The sequence below is a fragment of the Mycobacterium sp. E1386 genome (assembly GCF_001672745.1).
Taxonomy (GTDB): domain Bacteria; phylum Actinomycetota; class Actinomycetes; order Mycobacteriales; family Mycobacteriaceae; genus Mycobacterium.
Map to the genome: position 1 here is coordinate 71,391 of NZ_LZKH01000083.1, position 18,349 is coordinate 89,739.

Genomic DNA, 18,349 nt, shown 5'->3' on the forward strand with positions numbered 1-18,349 from the left:
CGCCCATAGTCGTCTGTGTGGTCCCGGCGGGGGAGAGCCGTCGGGACCACACAGTCGTTTTGACCTGCGGGGACACCCGTCGGTAAGCTGCTCGGTTGGCGTGCGGTACGCCGGGGCCTCGGGTCAATGTCGGTCGCCGAGACTCACCCCAACCGCGAACGCCTGACCGGCACCCGGCTCGACCCGGGATCCACCTCGAGAAAGAAAAGGTAAGCGCTGTGCCCACCTACGCGCCAAAGGCGGGTGACACCACGCGGTCGTGGTACGTCATCGACGCCACGGACGTGGTGCTTGGCCGCCTTGCCGTCGCGGCAGCCACCCTGTTGCGCGGCAAGCACAAGCCGACGTTCGCCCCCAATGTCGATGGCGGTGACTTCGTCATCGTCATCAACGCCGACAAGGTCGCCCTTTCCGGCGACAAACTGCAGAGCAAGCTGGCTTACCGCCACTCGGGGTATCCCGGCGGCCTGCACTCGCGCACGACCGGCGAGCTGATGGAAAAGCACCCCGACCGCGTCGTCGAGAAGGCGATCGTCGGGATGCTGCCCAAGAACAAGCTCAGCCGTCAGGTCCAGCGCAAACTCCACGTCTACGCCGGCCCGGAGCACCCGCACGCCGCTCAGAAGCCGGTTCCGTACGAGATCAAGCAGGTGGCCCAGTGACCGAAACAACCGAGGCCCTGGAGGGTTCAGAAACCACGGCCACCCCGGAAACCCCGGACGTTCCGGCCGAGGCCCCCGCGCCCGCGGCCGCCGAGTCCTTCGTCTTCGACCGGCCCATCCAGACCGTCGGCCGCCGCAAGGAGGCCGTGGTGCGGGTGCGCCTGGTGCCCGGCACCGGCAAGTTCGACCTGAACGGCCGCAGCCTGGAGGACTACTTCCCCAACAAGGTGCACCAGCAGCTCATCAAGGCCCCGCTGGTCACGGTCGACCGGGTGGAGAACTTCGACATCTTCGCCCTCCTGCACGGCGGCGGGCCCTCGGGCCAGGCCGGCGCGCTGCGGCTGGGCATCGCCCGGGCGCTGATCGTGGCGCAGCCGGAGGACCGGCCCGCGCTGAAGAAGGCCGGCTTCCTCACCCGTGACCCGCGCGCCACCGAGCGCAAGAAGTACGGCCTGAAGAAGGCCCGCAAGGCGCCTCAGTACAGCAAGCGCTGATCAACCATCACTTTCTGGCCGCAACGGGGCCTCAAACGGGGAAGTCACGCGCTTTCTTCGGCGTGTCTGCGCGCAAACGCGCCCCGTTTCGGTCAGAAAAGAACGGGCACGTTAGGTGCTGAACCGTCGATTGTGAGAGGTTTGTCCGCATGGGCCGACTATTCGGCACCGATGGTGTCCGCGGGGTCGCCAATCGGGAGTTGACCGCCGAGCTGGCGCTGGCGCTGGGCGCCGCCGCCGCGCGGCACCTGGCGAGCTCGGGTGGACCGGGCCGGCGCGTCGCCGTGATCGGGCGCGACCCGCGGGCCAGCGGCGAGATGCTGGAGGCCGCGGTGATCGCCGGGCTGACCAGCCAGGGCGTCGACGCGCTGCGGGTCGGGGTGCTCCCCACCCCCGCGGTGGCCTACCTGACCGGCGCGTATGACGCCGACTTCGGGGTGATGATCTCGGCGTCGCACAACCCGATGCCCGACAACGGCATCAAGATCTTCGGCCCGGGCGGGCGCAAGCTCGACGACGACACCGAAGATCAAATTGAGGCGCTGGTCGCTGATATCCCTGCCGAACCCGGGCTGCGCCCCGTCGGCGCCGGCATCGATCGCGTCATCGACGCCGAGGACGCCGACGACCGCTACCTGCGCCACCTGAGCAAGGCCAGCACGCTGCGGCTCGACGGCCTGACCGTGGTGGTCGACTGCGCGCACGGCGCGGCGTCGTCGGTGGCGCCGCGCGCCTACCGCGCCGCCGGTGCCCGGGTGATCGCGATCAACGCCGACCCCAACGGCCTGAACATCAACGACAACTGCGGCTCCACCCACCTGGATTCGCTGCGCGCCGCGGTCATCGCGCACCGGGCCGACCTCGGCCTGGCCCACGACGGGGACGCCGACCGCTGCCTGGCCATCGACGCCAACGGCGACCTCGTCGACGGCGACGCCATCATGGTCGTGCTCGCGCTGGCGATGCGGGAGGCCGGCGAGCTGGCCTCCGACACCCTGGTGGCCACCGTGATGAGCAACCTCGGGCTGCACCTGGCCATGCGCTCCGCCGGGATCACCGTGCGCACCACCGGCGTCGGTGACCGCTACGTCCTCGAGGAACTGCGGGCCGGCGACTACAGCCTCGGCGGCGAGCAGTCCGGCCACATCGTGATGCCCGCGCTGGGCTCCACCGGGGACGGCATCGTCACCGGGCTGCGCCTGATGAACCGGATGGTGCAGACCGGCTCGTCACTGACCGCGCTCGCGGCGCCGATGAAGACGCTGCCGCAGGTGCTGATCAACGTGCGCGTGGCCGACAAGGACGTCGCCGCCGCGGCACCCGCGGTGCGCACCGCGGTCGGCGACGCCGAGGCCGAACTCGGCGACACCGGCCGAATCCTGTTGCGCCCCTCCGGAACCGAGCCCGTGATCCGGGTCATGGTGGAAGCGCCCGAGGCGGACGTCGCGCAGCGGGTCGCGAATCGGGTGGCCGAGGCGGTCAGCTCGGCGCGCTGAACGCGGTTGGAACCCCGCCGCGTCGCGCGGCGTCGGATTAGGCATGAGATTCGACAGGGGAGTACGACCGGCCACCGTCGTGGCCCGCACCGAGATCGACGTCGCGGCGACGCACCGCATCGCCGGCCAATTCCGCGCCGCCGCCGACATCATCGACCGCGCCCTCAGTGATCAGCTGGGGCGGTTGGCTTTCGGCGGCCCCAGCGCGGGGCGGGCGCACACCGCGCGCGGCGAGGCGCTGCGGGCCGAGCTGGAGCGGCTGACCGCCGAAGTGGCGCAGTGGTCACGCGCATCGGTCGAGATCGCCGCCGCCCTGCGGGCGAGTGCCGACCGCTATGCCGACGCCGAACTGTATGCCGCAGCACGGATCGCCTGATCGTGGCCGACCGGTTGGACGTCGCGGAGCGCCTCACCGAGGGCCTGCCCGCCGTCGAGCACACCCAGAGTTACGTGCAGGCCTGCCATGCCCTGGGTTACCACCATCCCGAACTGACGGCACACCCTGCCCAGGTTCGCGAGTGGTACGGCACCGAGGACGGCCTGGACCTGCGCGCCCTCGACCGCGACTGCGCGGAACTGCGGGCGGCGGGTGAGGCGGTCATGGAAGCACTGCGGATACAGCGCGCGCAGGCGGCCGAGCTGGCGGCGGCGTGGACCGGGCCGGGCGGGGACGCCGCGGTGCGGTGTCTGGAGCGCCACTGCGACACCGCCAGCGCGGTGGCCACCGAACTGCGCGCGGCGGCCCAACGGTGCGAATCCCTGCGCGACAACCTGTGGTACCTGGTCGACACGAAGGTGGCGACCGCCATGGCCGTCGACGACCGCACACAGGCGCAGCGGCCGGCGTGGTTGGCCGCCGCCGCGGCGGTCACGGCTGGGGTGGGGGATCGGCAGGCCGCCGAAGAGGTCGTGCGCACACAGGTAATGCCGTACGTGGACAACGAGATTCGCGACGATTGGCTGACCACGATGCGCTCGACGCGCGATGGTGTGGCGACCTCCTACGACATGGTCACCGACAGGATGTCCGCCGTGCCGACCGTGCGCTTCGAAGCCCCCGGTGATCTCGGACCCGGCTACCAGCCGTTGCGCCCGTCCCCGCCCAGCGAACCGCCCGTCGCCGTCACACCCGCGGCCGCGGCCCCGGTTCCGTCGGTGGATCCGGTTCCGGGCCCACCGGCGGAACCGGCTCCGACCGCGGCGACGCTCGCGCCGGCTCCGATTGCGGCTGCGCCGCAGCCGGACTGGGGCACGGCGCTGGGGGACGGTGCCGGCATGCCGGCGAGCGATCTGGGCGGTGGGCTCGGCGGCGGTGGTGCCGGTCTCCTCGGGTTGGCCAGCAGGATCGTCGACGCGGTCGGCGGTGTCCTCGGTGCGGCCGGCGACGAGGCGGGCTCCACCGATCCGTTCGGCGACGGAGATACGTTCGGCGAGGACCCTTTTGAGGCCGACGATGAGGACGACGCCGACGAGAAGGACGACGAGCCCGCGAAAACGGAAGACGTCGACGACAGCGAGGAAGCCACGCCCGACGCGGCTCAACCCGTCGACGCGCCGATGCCGGTCGATGCGCCGGAAGTCGCGGAACCGCCACCCCCGGCTGCCGCGCCGGTCGACCCGCCCGCACCGGCGGCCGCTCCAGCGGCGGGCGAGCCGGCACCTCCGCCCACCGATGGGAAGACGCCCTGCGAGATCGCGGCCGACCAGCTGCCGCAGGCGGGGCAGTGACGGCTCAGGCCGGGCGCAGCCGCAGCACGTCCTCGACGAAACGCACGGATTCGGCCCGGTCGGTGGCCAGCGGGCTGAGCAACAGCGTCGTCACCCCGGCCTCGGCGAAGGCGGCCAGACGTTCGGCGACGTACCCGCGCGGGCCGACCAGCGACATGCCCCGCACGAGTTCGTCGGGCACCGCGTCGATGGCCTCCTTTTTGCGGCCGGACAGGTACAGCTCCTGGATGCGGTCGGCGACCTCGCCGAACCCGTAGCGCGTCGCCAGGGCGTGATAGAAATTGCGGCCCTTGGCGCCCATCCCGCCGAGGTACAGGCCCAGCTGCGGCTTGACCCACGCCAGGCGGTCGTCGACGTCGTCGCCGATGGCAACCGACGCGTGCACCATGACGTCCAGCGGCCCGAGCGCCGGATCCCGCTTGGCCGCACCGGCCGCCAGCGCCTCGCCCCACACCGACGCGGCCTTGTCCGGCAGGTAGAAGACGGGCTGCCAGCCTTCGGCGATCTCGGCGGTGAGCTCGACATTCTTTGGCCCCAGCGCGGCGATCGTGATCGGAATCCGTTCGCGCACAGGGTGATTGATGAGCTGCAGGGCCTTGCCCAGGCCCGTTCCACGGTCCGGCGGCAGCGGGATCTGGTAGTGCTTGCCGTTGTACTGCAACCGTTCCCGGCGCCACACCTTGCGGCAGATCTCCACGATCTCGCGGGTGCGGCCCAGCGGCGCGTCGAACTCGACGCCGTGGAAGCCCTCGATCACCTGCGGCCCGGACGTGCCGATCCCCAGCCGGAAGCGCCCGTCGGACACGAAGTCCAGCCCCGCGGCCGTCATCGCCAGCAGCGAGGGCGTTCGGATGTAGATGGGAAACACCCCCGAGGCCAACTCGACGGTGTTCGTCTTGGCGGCCAGGTACCCGAGTTGGCTCACCGCGTCGAAGGCGTACGCCTCGGCCACCACGGCGATGTCGATGCCGGCCTTCTCGAGTTCGACGACGCGGTCCACGGCCTGGTGAAAGCCGCCCGAATAATCCAGAGCGATCCCGATGCGCATCCACGACAGATACCACGGCAGCTACCGGGGGCTGCGAGGGCTCGGGAACTTCAGCCCGCCGAGGTACCCGTCGGCCGTCGTCAGCAGGGCGCAGGATGTCGTTGCCGGAGAAGGAGACCGGGCCGGACTACCCAGTTACCGCATCACTTCAACAGCGCGACGATCTTCTCTTCCAGGGCAACCGGCGCCGCCTCGGGATCGAGCGGATCCGTCTTGGGCAGGTGGGCGTCGGGATCGGCGAAGTCGCGGTAGGTCTTGTCGCCGCCCAACGTATAGAGCAAATAGCCGGTGAGCAGCGCGCGGACCGTGCGCTGCGTGCGCCGGTGCGGGCTGGCCAGTCCGAACACCTTGGTCAACCGCCGGCCCTCCACGAGTCCGCCGGGCTGTGCCTTGCTGACGATGCGCAGCGTGGCCGCGTCCCACGCCCGGGACAGCGACAGGGCATTGGACGTCAGCGACTGCGGATCCCCCGGCGCGGTCAAGATCAACCCGGGCAGCTTCAGCGTCGTCGCCGGGGCCTCGGCCGGGGGGCTGGTGACGGCGGGAAACAGCGCCGCCGCCGCGGCCAGCTTGTTGGGCATGCCGGCGGCGGCGAACACCGCGGCCGAGCCGCCGAGACCGTGTCCGGCCACGCCGAGTTTGGCGGGATGCACGCTGATCTTGCCCGGCCCCAGCCGCACACCGGACACGATGTCCAGCGCGGTGCCGAGGTCGGAGGCGAAGTTCAGGACGGAGGGGGCCAGCCCGCGCTCGGTGTCGGGAGCGCCGGCCACGATGCCCCAGGACGCGAGATGTTCGAGCAGACCCGCGTAGTTGGCGGCCTTGGTGAGCCAGTCGTGACCGAACGCGATCCCGGGCAGATTCAGCCCCTCCTCCGGGGTGTACACCACCCCCGGCAATTCGGCAAATGCCAGGTCACCGCGCAAAACGCGATGCGGGCCACGGCGGCTGAGGGCTGCGACGAGCTTGCGGGTGCGGGCCACGCGTCGACGTTAGCGCATCGCGCTCAGGCCCTGACCTCGATCACGCCGACCCGCCAGAGCACCGCATACACCTGGCGCAGCGGGATGCTCAGCAACCGGGCGGCCGCGTCCACCATGGGGTCGCCTCCGCCGATCGGCTCGCGGCGGCGCCGCTTGGCTGCCGGTTTCGGTGCCGGCGCCAGCGTCAAGCCGGCCGCGGGCGAAGTAGTCACCACATCGTCGAACAGAACCGCAGTCATGAATCTCCCCTTGAAGAAGGCTACAAAAATTTCGGATTAACACTTATGAACGTTTATCTATCCGGCGGTTTACTTGTCTGTGCCCAGCCGAATTAACGGCAGGTTTTCAAACGCGATTACCGGTAGCTGGACTATCGGCTTTGATGTCAGTCATAAACGGTTTTTGGTGAAACGATTTGGTCGCGCTGCGCGCATGAGCACCGGCAAATCAAGCGATTTACCAGCTAGAGGGGATCAAGCGGGCGTCAACAGACTGTCCTTTCTGCTGGCTTCGACGGTTGCCAGTCGTGGCCGATATGCAGAATTTTAGGTAGCTGTATTGCTAGATCGATGGCCCAGATGAAAACGCCGCAAATACATCAGGTGAAAAACGCTTCTACCGTTTATGAAGACGGCATGAAGAGGACGGTCGGCGTTCCTTGCGGTGGAAATCCGGGCGGATTGGTCCACGACGTCCACCCTGGCGGCGGACCGACGTCGCGCGAAGGGGGCGCAGCCGGCGGCGCCCCGCTCTTCGGCCGTCAACGTGGGCCTTTTCCGCAGGTGGGCGCCCTATTGTGAGCGTCGGCATGCCGTGGTGGGCCGACGGCTGCACTACCCTGGTGTGAATGTGCGGAATCGTCGGCTACGTCGGGCAGCAGCCTGCCTGCAAGGTCGTCATGGATGCGCTGCGCCGGATGGAGTACCGGGGCTACGACTCGTCGGGGATCGCACTGGTCAACGGCGCCGGGACGCTCACCGTGTGCCGCCGCGCCGGACGGCTGGCCAACCTGGAGGACGCGGTCGCCCAGATGCCGCCGGAGTCACTCGGCGGCACGACCGGCCTCGGCCACACCCGCTGGGCCACCCACGGGCGCCCCACCGACCGCAACGCGCACCCGCACCGCGACGCCGCCGGCAAGATCGCGGTCGTCCACAACGGCATCATCGAGAACTACCCGAGCCTGCGCCACGAGCTGGAGGCCCTGGGCGTGGAATTCACCAGCGACACCGACACCGAGGTCGCGGTGCATCTGGTGGCGCAGGCCTACCGGCACGGCGACACCGCGGGTGACTTCGCCGCCTCGGTGCTGGCGGTGCTGCGGCGGCTGGAGGGCCACTTCACGCTGGTGTTCACCAACGCCGACGAGCCCGGCACCATCGTGGCGGCCCGCCGCTCCACCCCGCTGGTGATCGGGATCGGCGACGGCGAGATGTTCGTCGGCTCCGATGTGGCCGCGTTCATCCCGCACACCCGCAACGCCATCGAACTCGGGCAGGACCAGGCCGTGGTGATCACCGCCGACGGCTACCGGATCACCGACTTCGACGGCAACGCCGACGTCGAGTACCGCGAATTCCACATCGACTGGGACCTGGCCGCCGCGGAAAAGGGCGGCTACGAGTACTTCATGCTCAAGGAGATCGCCGAGCAGCCCGCCGCGGTGGCCGACACCCTGCTCGGGCACTTCGTCGCCGGCCGGATCGTGCTCGACGAGCAGCGGCTCTCCGACCAGGAGCTCCGCGAGATCGACAAGGTGTTCGTGGTGGCCTGCGGCACCGCGTATCACTCCGGGCTGCTCGCGAAATACGCGATCGAGCACTGGACCCGGCTGCCGGTGGAGGTGGAGCTCGCGAGCGAGTTCCGCTACCGGGATCCGGTGCTGGACCGCAGCACGCTGGTGGTCGCCATCTCGCAATCTGGGGAAACCGCCGACACCCTCGAAGCGGTGCGGCACGCCAAGGAGCAGAAGGCCAAGGTGCTGGCCATCTGCAACACCAACGGCTCGCAGATCCCCCGCGAATGCGACGCGGTGCTCTACACCCGCGCCGGCCCCGAGATCGGCGTCGCCTCGACGAAGACGTTCCTCGCGCAGATCACCGCCAACTACCTGGTGGGTCTGGCGCTGGCGCAGGCCCGCGGCACCAAGTACCCCGACGAGGTGGAGCGGGAGTACCAGGAGCTGGAAGCCATGCCGGACCTGGTCGCGCGGGTGCTGGCGATGATCGAGCCGGTGGCCGCCCTGGCGTATCGGTTCGCGCAGTCCTCGACCGTGCTGTTCCTGGGCCGCCACGTCGGCTACCCGGTGGCGCTGGAAGGCGCGCTGAAACTCAAGGAACTGGCGTACATGCACGCCGAGGGATTCGCCGCCGGTGAACTCAAGCACGGGCCCATCGCGCTGATCGAAGACGACCTGCCCGTCATCGTCGTCATGCCCTCGCCCAAGGGGCAGGCCACGCTGCACTCCAAGCTGCTGTCGAACATCCGCGAGATCCAGGCCCGCGGCGCCGTCACCATCGTGATCGCCGAAGAGGGCGACGACACCGTGCGGCCCTATGCCGACCACCTGATCGAAATCCCATCGGTGTCAACCCTTTTGCAGCCGCTGCTGTCGACCATCCCGCTTCAGGTGTTCGCCGCGTCGGTTGCCCAGGCGCGAGGTTACGACGTTGACAAACCGCGAAACCTCGCCAAGTCCGTCACCGTGGAATAGTTCCGCCGCTTCGGCTGTATCGCCGCCAGACCCGCGGCGGTTCCGTTAGATTGCCTTGGGAAACAAGCCCTCCATAGCGGTAGGAGAAGCATGCGGTCGGCGGCCAGAAGATTCGCCGCGGTGGGCATCGTCGTGCTCATCGTCGGGACCTACGTCGCGTTGGTCGAGCTCTACCAGAACACGGTCGAAGCGGTTGCGGCCGGCACACTGAGCGACAACGCGGAGACGGCCAGCCAGACTATGGCGACTTTGACCGCGGAGGAGATGCAGTCGAACTTCAGCGCGGTGGTCGTCAACGTCGCCGTGGCACCCGGGCCCGCGATGTTGGATCCGGTAACCCACCGTCTGAATGAAGACCTCATGGTGCGCGTCAGATCGTCGGCCCAGCCCAGCCGGCGCGACTACACGAAAGGCATGCTTCCCGGCGTCTTTCCGCTCCCGCTGACCATTGCGGGTCACGTCGAACGCTGGCCGTTCGACACCTACACCTCGGGGCCGATCGAGGTGCAGTTGTTCCACGGCGGCGACACGACGAAACCGCCGGAACTCATTCCGGTGCGACTCGTCGACCACCTGCCCGGATTCAAGGTTTCCGCGGCCAAGTTCGCCGGCCACGAGGGGTACCGCCTGAGCGTGCGCCGCGCGCTGAGTACCGCGGTGTTCGGGATCGTGATTTGCGGCGTGCTCATCGCCATCGCCGGCCTGGGTCTGTTCGTGGCTATTCAGACGATGCGTGACCGGCGGAAGTTCCAGCCGCCGATGACGACGTGGTATGCGGCGATGCTCTTCGCCGTGGTACCCCTGCGCAACGCGCTTCCCGGCTCGCCGCCGTTCGGGGCCTGGATCGACGTGACCATCGTGCTCTGGGTGATCGTCGCGCTGGTGATAGCGATGCTGCTCTACATCGCCTGCTGGTGGCGGCACCTCAGGCCTGAGGTCCCCGTGGTCGCCGCCGCCCCGCCGCCGGATCCGGTCCCGGCGCCATCGGGCTGACACCCCGGTCGCATCAACGCATTTCGTCATCGAGTAGGGGTGGTCATGAAGTTTGGCGTGATAGCACTGATCGTGGGCGTCGTCGGGGCCTACGTCGCCTCGGTCGCGCTGTACGCCAACAGTGGGGGGCACCATAACCACCCGCAGACGGGGGCCGGGGGCGACCGCAGCACGGCGACGTTGGTGGTCGAGGACATCCAGTCGAACTACAGCGTGCTGATGGCCAACCTGTCCATCTCGCCGGGATCGGGTCTGCTCGATCCGCAAACCGGGCATCTCAACCAAGACCTCGGCCTCCGCGTGCGATCCGTGGCGACGCCGACCCGCCGCACCTGGACCAAGGGCATGCTGCCCGGCGTCTTCCCCGTCCCGCTGACCATCGCGGGGGAAATCGAGAATTGGCCCTTCGACCGCTACGGTTCGGGGCCGATAGAGATCGAGCTCATGCGCGGCGGCAGCGACACCGTCGCCGAGCGGCTACCGGTGACCTTCGTCAACCACCTTTCGGGTTGGCAGGTATCCACCGACGGGTCCGGCCCCTACCGCGTCAGCGTGCACCGCTCGCTGAGCGCCGCGGCGTTCGGCATCGTGATCTGCGCCGTGCTGATCGCCATCGCCGCACTGGGCCTCTTCGTCGCCGTTCAGACGCTGCGCAACCGCCGGAAGTTTCAGCCCCCGATGACGACGTGGTACGCGGCGATGCTGTTCGCGGTGGTGCCGTTGCGCAATGCGCTTCCCGGCTCGCCGCCATTCGGCGGCTGGATCGACGTCACCCTCGTGCTGTGGGTGCTTGTCGTCTTGGTGGTGTCCATGCTGCTCTACATCGCCTGCTGGTGGCGGCATCTGAGGCCCGAGGTGACTGCGGCGCCGGCGAACCCCGTATGAGGTTCGCAGTCGTAGGTCTCGTCGTGTCCATCCTTGCGGCATACGTCGCGTCGGTTGCGCTGTACGCCCAAAGCCGGACGGCGCATCACCGGGCGGAAGTCGCGGCCGGGGGCAATACGAGTACGGCGACATTTTCGGTCGAAGACATTCAGTCGAATTACAGCGTTCTTGTTGTCAACCTCGCGATTTCACCCGGATCGGCACTGCTTGATCCGCAGACCCAGCACCTCAACGAAGACCTCAGCCTCTGGGTCAGGTCCGCGGCGACGCCCACCCGTCGTACCTGGACGAAGGGCATGCTGCCCGGCGTATTTCCGGTCCCGGTGACCATCGCGGGTGAAATCGAACGGTGGCCCTTCGATCACTACGATTCGGGGCCGATCGAGGTTGAACTCTTGCACGGGGGCGAAGGCGGCGTTCCCGAGCGCTTGCCCGCCACGTTCGTCAACCACCTTCCCGGCTGGCAGGTCACCGCCAGCAACGGCGGTGGGCTCGGTCCGTACCGCGTGACTCTGCAGCGGTCGCTGAGCGCGGCGGCGTTCGGCATCGTCATCTGCGGTGTGCTCATCGCCATTGCCGGGCTCGGTCTCTTCGTTGCGGTCCAGACGCTGCGTGATCGGCGCAAGTTTCAGCCGCCGATGACGACCTGGTACGCGGCAATGCTTTTCGCGGTGGTGCCGTTGCGCAACGCGCTTCCCGGTTCGCCGCCGTTCGGTGGCTGGATCGACATCACCATCGTGCTCTGGGTGCTCGTCGTGCTGGTGATCTCGATGCTGCTCTACATCGCCTGCTGGTGGCGGCACTTGCGACCCGACGCCCAACAGCCCGGCGTGCCCGCCGCTTAGGTGCAGCAACTCAACCGTGCGAAGGTAATGACGTGACGAAAGCACCGGTGCGGTCCCGACTGCGCAGCATGGGACTCGCCGTCTGGCACTACGTCAGCCAGGCGCCGCTGACGTACGGGTGGTTGCTCGTCCTGCTGATCACGACGCTCGTGCAGCACTGGCTGCCCCAGCGGCAACTGCACTCGATGCTGATGCACCATTCCACCAACATCCACGGGCTGGCGCGGGACCCGCTCGACGTACTCTTTTCCAGCCTGCTGTGGATCGACGGCGACAACCTGGCCCCGTACCTGATCCTCTTCTCGTTGTTCCTGGCCCCGGCCGAACACTGGCTGGGCCAGTTACGCTGGCTCACAGTGGGATTGAGCGCCCACATCCTGTCCACCTACTTCAGCGAGGGGCTGCTCTACTTCGCGATCGAGCAACACGACGCGTCGGAACGGCTGGTGCACGCCCGCGACATCGGCGTGAGCTACTTCCTGGTCGGGGTGATGGCCGTGCTGGCCTATCACATCGCCCGCCCGTGGCGCTGGGGCTACCTGGGCGTCCTGTTCATCATCTTCGGCTTCCCGTTGATCGCGATGGACCGTATTGAGCTGAACTTCACCGCGATCGGGCACTTCACCTCGATCCTCGTCGGGCTCTGCTTCTACCCGATGACACGGCACCAGGACCCCCGGCAGCTGAGCCCGGCGCGCCTGCGGGCCATGGGGCGCCGCCGCCGCTCGCCCGAGCCATCGGCCTGAGCCGCGCGGCCGCTGACCCGTAATGTGGCACTGGTGCGGCACTACTACTCCGTAGACGCGATCCGCCAGGCCGAGGCGCCGCTGCTGGCCAGCCTGCCCGACGGAGCCTTGATGCGGCGCGCGGCCTTCGGGCTGGCCGCCGAGATCCTCGCCGAACTGCGGGCCCGCACCGGCGGGGTGGCCGGGCGCCGGGTGTGCGCGGTCGTCGGCTCGGGCGACAACGGCGGTGACGCGCTGTGGGCCGCCACCTTCGTGCGCCGGCGCGGCGCGGCCGCCGACGCGGTGCTGCTCAACCCGGAACGCACGCACCGCAAGGGGCTGGCGGCGTTCACCAAGGCAGGCGGACGCATCGTCGAAAGTGTCTCGCCGACAACCGATCTCGTCATCGACGGGGTGGTGGGCATTTCCGGATCCGGCCCGCTGCGTCCGGCCGCGGCCGACGTTTTCGCCGCGGTGAATGACGCGGGCATCCCGGTGGTCGCCGTCGACATCCCCAGCGGCATCGACGTGGCCACCGGGGCGATCACCGGCCCCGCGGTGCGGGCGGCCCTGACGGTCACCTTCGGCGGGCTCAAACCCGTGCACGCGCTCGCCGACTGCGGCCGGGTGAAGCTGATCGACATCGGGCTCGACCTGCCGGACACCGACCTGCTGGGTTTCGAGGCCGCCGACGTGGCCGCCCGCTGGCCGGTGCCCGGGCCGCACGACGACAAGTACACCCAGGGCGTGACCGGTGTGATGGCCGGCTCGTCGACGTATCCGGGCGCGGCCGTGCTGTGCACCGGCGCCGCCGTCGCGGCGACGTCCGGCATGGTCCGCTACGCCGGCAGCGCGCACCGGGAGGTGCTCGCGCACTGGCCTGAGGTGATCGCGTCGCCCACCCCCGCGTCGGCCGGCAAGGTCCAATCCTGGGTCGTCGGGCCGGGATTGGGCACCGACGACACCGGGGCCGCCGCCTTGTGGTTCGCGCTGGAGACCGACCTGCCGGTGATCGTGGACGCCGACGGGCTGACGATCCTGGCCGCCCACCCCGAGCTGGCCGCCAACCGGAACGCGCCGACGGTGCTCACCCCGCACGCCGGGGAATTCGCTCGCCTGGCGGGCAGCCCACCGGGGGACGACCGGGTCGGCGCGTGCCAGAAGCTGGCCGACACCTTCGGCGCCACCGTGCTGCTGAAGGGCAACGTCACCGTCATCGCCGAACCGGGCGGCCCGGTGTACCTCAACCCGGCCGGGCAATCCTGGGCGGCCACCGCCGGTTCCGGCGACGTGCTGTCCGGCATGATCGGCGCGCTGCTCGCCGCGGGACTGCCGGCGGTCGAGGCCGCCGCGGCGGCCGCTTTCGTCCACGCGCGGGCCGCGGCGCTGTCGGCCGCCGATCCGGGCCCCGGTGACGCGCCGACGTCGGCGTCGCGCATCGTGCCGCACATCAGGGCCGCCCTGGCCGCCATATAGCGCCTTATCGAGAGGATTCCGCCGTGCCCCAACACCCGTCTCTGCCCGCCCACGCCATCGCCCCGGCCTACACCGGCCGCCTGTTCACCGCCCCGGTGCCCGCGTTGCGGCTGCCCGACGAATCGATGGACCCCGAGGCCGCCTACCGCTTCATCCACGACGAGCTGATGCTCGACGGCAGTTCGCGGCTGAACCTGGCCACGTTCGTCACCACGTGGATGGACCCGGAGGCCGGCCGGCTGATGGCCGAGACGTTCGATAAGAACATGATCGACAAGGACGAGTACCCGGCGACCGCGGCCATCGAGCAGCGCTGCGTGTGCATGGTGGCCGACCTGTTCCACGCCGAGGACCTGAACGACGCCGACCCCTACAGCGCGTGCGGGGTTTCCACGATCGGCTCCAGCGAGGCGGTCATGCTGGGCGGGCTGGCCATGAAATGGCGGTGGCGCCAGAAGGTCGGCAAGGACTGGAAGGGCCGCACTCCCAACCTGGTGATGGGCTCCAACGTCCAGGTGGTGTGGGAGAAGTTCTGTCGCTACTTCGACGTCGAGCCCCGCTATTTGCCGATGGAGGAGGGCCGCTACGTCATCACCCCGGAACAGGTCGTCGACGCCGTCGACGAGGACACCATCGGCGTGGTGGCGATCCTGGGCACCACCTACACCGGTGAACTGGAACCGGTCGCCGACATCTGCGGCGCGCTGGACAAGCTCGCGGCCGGCGGCGGGGTGGACGTCCCGGTGCACGTCGACGCCGCGAGCGGCGGGTTCGTGGTGCCCTTCCTGCACCCCGAACTGAAGTGGGACTTCCGGCTGCCCCGGGTGGTGTCGATCAACGTCAGCGGCCACAAGTACGGGCTGACGTACCCGGGTGTCGGCTTCGTGGTGTGGCGCAGCAAGGAGTATCTGCCCGACGAGCTGGTGTTCCGGGTCAACTACCTCGGCGGCGACATGCCGACCTTCACGCTGAACTTCTCCCGCCCGGGCAACCAGGTGGTCGGCCAGTACTACAACTTCCTGCGGCTGGGCCGCGACGGCTACACCAAGGTGATGCAGGCGCTGTCCGGGACGGCGCGGTGGCTGGGCGAGCAGCTGCGGGTCAGTGACCATTGCGAGCTCATCTCGGACGGTTCGGCAATTCCGGTGGTCGCCTTCCGGCTCGCCGGCGACCGCGGCTACACGGAGTTCGACGTCTCGCACGAGCTGCGCACCTACGGCTGGCAGGTGCCCGCGTACACCATGCCCGACAACGCCACCCATGTCTCGGTGCTGCGCATCGTGGTGCGCGAAGGGCTCTCGGCCGACCTGGCCCGCGCGCTGCACGACGATGCCGTTTCCGCCCTGACCTCGCTGGACAAGATCAAGCCCGGCGGCCACTACGACGCGCAGCACTTCGCGCACTGAGCCATCGGCCACACAAATGTGGCAGTTGTGACCATTGCGACGAGGCGGGGCGGTGGGCGGGCTGGTTCTGGGACAATGGCGGCTGTGGCCGTTACGCCGATATCGCTGACACCGGGCCTCCTCGGGGAGGCCGCGGTGGACCTGCGCGCCATCGAGCACAACGTGCGGTTGTTGTGTGAGCACGCCGGCTGCGCGCAGGTGATGGCCGTCGTCAAGGCCGACGGCTACGGGCACGGTGCCACCCCGTCCGCGCGGGCGGCGTTGGCCGGCGGGGCGGCCGAGCTGGGCGTGGCCACCGTCGCAGAAGCGCTGGCCCTGCGCGCCGACGGGATCACCGCGCCGGTGCTGGCCTGGCTGCACCCGCCCGGCATCGACTTCGGGCCCGCGCTGCTGGCCGACGTGGAGATCGCAGTCTCTTCGGAGCGTCAACTGGACGAGCTGCTGGATGCGGCGCACCGGACGGGCCGGACCGCCACGGTCACGCTCAAGGTCGACACCGGGCTGAACCGCAACGGCGTCCACCCCGCCAGGTATCCCTCGATGCTGACCGCGCTGCGCCGGGCCGTCGCCGAGGAAGCCGTCCGCCTGCGCGGGTTGATGTCGCACATGGTGTTCGCGGATCAACCGGCCAACCCCATCAACGACCTTCAGGCCCAACGCTTTAGCGACATGCTGACACAGGCGAGCGATCAGGGGGTGCGGTTCGAGGTCGCGCACCTGGCGAACTCGTCGGCCACCATGTCGCGTCCCGATCTGGCCTTCGACCTGGTGCGGCCCGGCGTCGCGGTGTACGGCCTGAGTCCGGTGCCCGAACTCGGGGACATGGGGTTGGTGCCGGCCATGACGGTGAAATGCCCTGTGGCGCTGGTCAAGTCGATTCGCGCGGGCGAGAGCGTGTCGTATGGGCACACCTGGACCGCGGAGCAGGACACGAATTTGGCCCTGCTGCCGATCGGCTACGCCGACGGTGTGTTCCGATCGCTGGGAGGACGATTGGACGTGCTGATCAACGGCAAGCGGCGGCGAGGGGTCGGGCGGATCTGCATGGACCAGTTCGTCGTCGACCTGGGGCCCGGCCGGACCGACGTGGCCGAGGGTGACGAGGCGATCCTGTTCGGGCCCGGCAGCAGCGGGGAACCCACCGCGCAGGACTGGGCCGACCTGCTCGGCACCATCCACTACGAAGTGGTGACCAGCCCGCGCGGGCGCATCACCAGGACCTATCGCGAGGCGCAAACCATTGAGCCCTGAGAGAACCCGCAGGCGCCAGAAGGGGGCTTGGCTTGCGGGAGGCGCGGGGGTGACTGCCCTCGCCACCATCGTTGGAGCCTCGGCCCGCCGTTCTATGATCCAGCGCAGCCGCGGCACCGACGATCCCTATGCCGACGAGGATTTCGAGACGATCGACGACGATCGCCGCTCCGTGGTAACCACCCCCGACGGCGTGTCGTTGGCGATCCGGGAAGCCGGCCCGGCGGATGCCCCGTTGACCATGGTCTTCGTTCACGGATTCTGTCTACGCATGGGCGCCTTCCATTTTCAGCGGATCCGGCTGCCCGAACAGGTGGGCCCGGGCGTCCGAATGGTCTTCTACGACCAGCGCGGGCACGGGCAATCCGGCGAGGCCGGGCCCGAAACCTACACACTGACCCAGCTCGGCCAGGACCTGGAGAGTGTGCTTGCGGTCGTCGCGCCGCGCGGGATGGTCGTGCTGGTCGGGCACTCCATGGGCGGCATGACGGTGTTGTCACACGCTCGCCAATTCCCCGGCCAGTATGGGCGCCGAATCGTCGGCGCCGCGCTGATTTCCTCCGCGGCGGAAGGCGTTGCCAGGTCGCCGCTGGGCGAGATCTTGAAAAACCCTGCGCTGGAAGCGTTCCGATTCACCGCGCGGTCCGCGCCGAAGCTGATGCACCGCGGCCGCAACGTGTCCCGCTCGTTGATCGGCCCGGTCCTGCGGGCGGCCTCCTTCAGCGACTTGCAGGTCAGCCGGAGCCTGGACGCCTTCTCGCAGCGGATGATGAACGGCACCCCGATCCCCACCATGGTGGAGTTCCTGGATGCCTTGGAACACCATGACGAGACCGCCGGCCTGTGGACCCTACTGCGCATCCCCACCCTGATCGCCTGCGGTGACCACGACCTGCTGACCCCGGATGAATACTCGCGCAAGATGGCGGCCTCCCTGCCGCAGTCCGAGCTCGTCATCGTTGAGGGCGCCAGTCACCTTGCGCTGCTGGACAAGCCGGAGGCGATCAACGACGGGCTGGTCCGGCTGGTCAAGCGGGCCACCCCGGGCCGTGCCGCGCAGGCGGCCCGGTGGATGCGGGAAAGGCTGCCGCGCCGTGGGGGGTGAGGGCACGGCCACGCTGGAGCGCGTCGAGGACACCATCGCACTGGGCTCGCGGCTGGCCGAGGGGCTGCGCGCGGGTGACGTGGTGGTGCTCACCGGTCCGTTAGGCGCGGGAAAGACCGTGCTGGCCAAGGGGATTGCCGCGGCGATGGACGTCGACGGTCCGGTCACCTCGCCGTCGTACGTGCTGGCGCGGGTGCACCCGCCGCGGCGGACCGGCGCACCGGCGATGATCCACGTCGACATGTACCGGCTGTTGGACCAGGACCGCGCCGACCTGATGGGCGAGCTCGACTCGCTGGACCTGGACACCGATCTCGACGATGCGGTCGTGGTCGTGGAGTGGGGCGAGGGCAAGCAGGAGGCTCATGAACGCACCCACTGCCACGAAGCGATCCGCACGTCGGATCCGCTGAGGCGTTCCAGCCGAATGTCGAGGTGCCGCTCGGCGAGGCGTTCGACGAGGCCCTCGCCCCACTCCACGACCACGACCGCATCGTCGAGATCGGTGTCCAGGTCCAGCGAGTCGAGCTCGCCCATCA

Annotated in this window: 17 protein-coding genes and 2 pseudogenes; 15 read left to right on the forward strand and 4 right to left on the reverse strand. The window is 69.1% G+C overall.

The window, feature by feature from the left end; genetic code table 11:
* The first annotated feature begins 218 nt into the window (after positions 1-218).
* From rplM to A5709_RS09855, 5 genes are all read left to right on the forward strand, one after another.
* Entirely contained in the window at positions 219-662 is a 444-nt protein-coding gene (rplM, locus tag A5709_RS09835; RefSeq protein ID WP_068119671.1) for a 50S ribosomal protein L13, read from the forward strand.
* On the forward strand, positions 659-1,156 hold the full coding sequence (rpsI, locus tag A5709_RS09840; protein WP_068119673.1) for a 30S ribosomal protein S9: 498 nt from the start codon (positions 659-661) through the stop codon (positions 1,154-1,156). The genes rplM and rpsI overlap by 4 nt, the downstream gene beginning before the upstream one ends.
* Positions 1,157-1,305: 149 nt before the next feature.
* Entirely contained in the window at positions 1,306-2,652 is a 1,347-nt protein-coding gene (glmM, locus tag A5709_RS09845) for a phosphoglucosamine mutase (protein WP_068119675.1), read from the forward strand.
* Positions 2,653-2,695: 43 nt separating this feature from the next.
* The gene (locus tag A5709_RS09850; RefSeq protein WP_068010843.1) at positions 2,696-3,028 is read left to right on the forward strand and encodes a type VII secretion target; all 333 of its coding nucleotides are present in this window, start codon (positions 2,696-2,698) and stop codon (positions 3,026-3,028) included.
* A 2-nt stretch (positions 3,029-3,030) separates the two neighbouring features.
* The gene (locus A5709_RS09855) at positions 3,031-4,380 is read left to right on the forward strand and encodes a hypothetical protein (RefSeq protein ID WP_068119676.1); all 1,350 of its coding nucleotides are present in this window, start codon (positions 3,031-3,033) and stop codon (positions 4,378-4,380) included.
* A 4-nt stretch (positions 4,381-4,384) separates the two neighbouring features.
* On the opposite strand, the gene A5709_RS09860 is transcribed toward A5709_RS09855, so the two are convergent.
* From A5709_RS09860 to A5709_RS09870, 3 genes are all read right to left on the reverse strand, one after another.
* Complete coding sequence (locus A5709_RS09860; RefSeq protein WP_068119678.1) at positions 4,385-5,428, reverse strand: LLM class F420-dependent oxidoreductase; 1,044 nt, start codon at positions 5,426-5,428, stop codon at positions 4,385-4,387.
* 143 nt (positions 5,429-5,571) lie between these two features.
* Entirely contained in the window at positions 5,572-6,411 is an 840-nt protein-coding gene (locus tag A5709_RS09865) for an alpha/beta hydrolase (protein WP_068119680.1), read from the reverse strand.
* A gap of 23 nt (positions 6,412-6,434) precedes the next feature.
* Positions 6,435-6,650: an Rv1535 family protein gene (locus tag A5709_RS09870; RefSeq protein WP_068119682.1), complete on the reverse strand. Its 216-nt coding sequence runs from the start codon at positions 6,648-6,650 to the stop codon at positions 6,435-6,437.
* A 608-nt stretch (positions 6,651-7,258) separates the two neighbouring features.
* Between A5709_RS09870 and glmS the strand changes: the two genes are divergently transcribed.
* The 10 genes and pseudogenes from glmS to tsaE all read left to right on the forward strand — a co-directional run.
* Positions 7,259-9,124, forward strand: coding sequence for a glutamine--fructose-6-phosphate transaminase (isomerizing) (glmS, locus tag A5709_RS09875; RefSeq protein WP_068119684.1), 1,866 nt, complete (start codon positions 7,259-7,261; stop codon positions 9,122-9,124).
* A 90-nt stretch (positions 9,125-9,214) separates the two neighbouring features.
* The gene (locus A5709_RS09880) at positions 9,215-10,117 is read left to right on the forward strand and encodes a DUF4436 domain-containing protein (protein WP_068119685.1); all 903 of its coding nucleotides are present in this window, start codon (positions 9,215-9,217) and stop codon (positions 10,115-10,117) included.
* A gap of 45 nt (positions 10,118-10,162) precedes the next feature.
* Positions 10,163-11,002 (forward strand): DUF4436 domain-containing protein, encoded by an 840-nt coding sequence (locus A5709_RS09885; RefSeq protein WP_067944735.1) that lies wholly within the window; start codon positions 10,163-10,165, stop codon positions 11,000-11,002.
* On the forward strand, positions 10,999-11,847 hold the full coding sequence (locus A5709_RS09890; RefSeq protein ID WP_067944736.1) for a DUF4436 domain-containing protein: 849 nt from the start codon (positions 10,999-11,001) through the stop codon (positions 11,845-11,847). The genes A5709_RS09885 and A5709_RS09890 overlap by 4 nt, the downstream gene beginning before the upstream one ends.
* Before the next feature lie 68 nt (positions 11,848-11,915).
* The gene (locus A5709_RS09895) at positions 11,916-12,593 is read left to right on the forward strand and encodes a rhomboid-like protein (RefSeq protein WP_067944737.1); all 678 of its coding nucleotides are present in this window, start codon (positions 11,916-11,918) and stop codon (positions 12,591-12,593) included.
* A gap of 33 nt (positions 12,594-12,626) precedes the next feature.
* Positions 12,627-14,048, forward strand: a complete 1,422-nt coding sequence (locus A5709_RS09900) for a bifunctional ADP-dependent NAD(P)H-hydrate dehydratase/NAD(P)H-hydrate epimerase (RefSeq protein ID WP_067944742.1) — start codon at positions 12,627-12,629, stop codon at positions 14,046-14,048.
* A 23-nt stretch (positions 14,049-14,071) separates the two neighbouring features.
* Positions 14,072-15,454 (forward strand): glutamate decarboxylase, encoded by a 1,383-nt coding sequence (locus A5709_RS09905; RefSeq protein ID WP_067944738.1) that lies wholly within the window; start codon positions 14,072-14,074, stop codon positions 15,452-15,454.
* 84 nt (positions 15,455-15,538) lie between these two features.
* Positions 15,539-16,705: an alanine racemase gene (alr, locus tag A5709_RS09910; protein WP_197520108.1), complete on the forward strand. Its 1,167-nt coding sequence runs from the start codon at positions 15,539-15,541 to the stop codon at positions 16,703-16,705.
* Positions 16,706-16,754: 49 nt separating this feature from the next.
* Complete coding sequence (locus tag A5709_RS09915; protein ID WP_197520109.1) at positions 16,755-17,810, forward strand: alpha/beta fold hydrolase; 1,056 nt, start codon at positions 16,755-16,757, stop codon at positions 17,808-17,810.
* A pseudogene (gene tsaE, locus A5709_RS09920) lies at positions 17,800-18,189 on the forward strand (tRNA (adenosine(37)-N6)-threonylcarbamoyltransferase complex ATPase subunit type 1 TsaE); the annotation flags it as partial. The gene A5709_RS09915 and the pseudogene tsaE, both read left to right, overlap by 11 nt.
* Here tsaE and A5709_RS27380 read toward each other — a convergent pair.
* Positions 18,174-18,349, reverse strand: a pseudogene (locus A5709_RS27380) (tRNA (adenosine(37)-N6)-threonylcarbamoyltransferase complex ATPase subunit type 1 TsaE); the annotation flags it as partial. The pseudogenes tsaE and A5709_RS27380 sit on opposite strands and share 16 nt — an antisense overlap.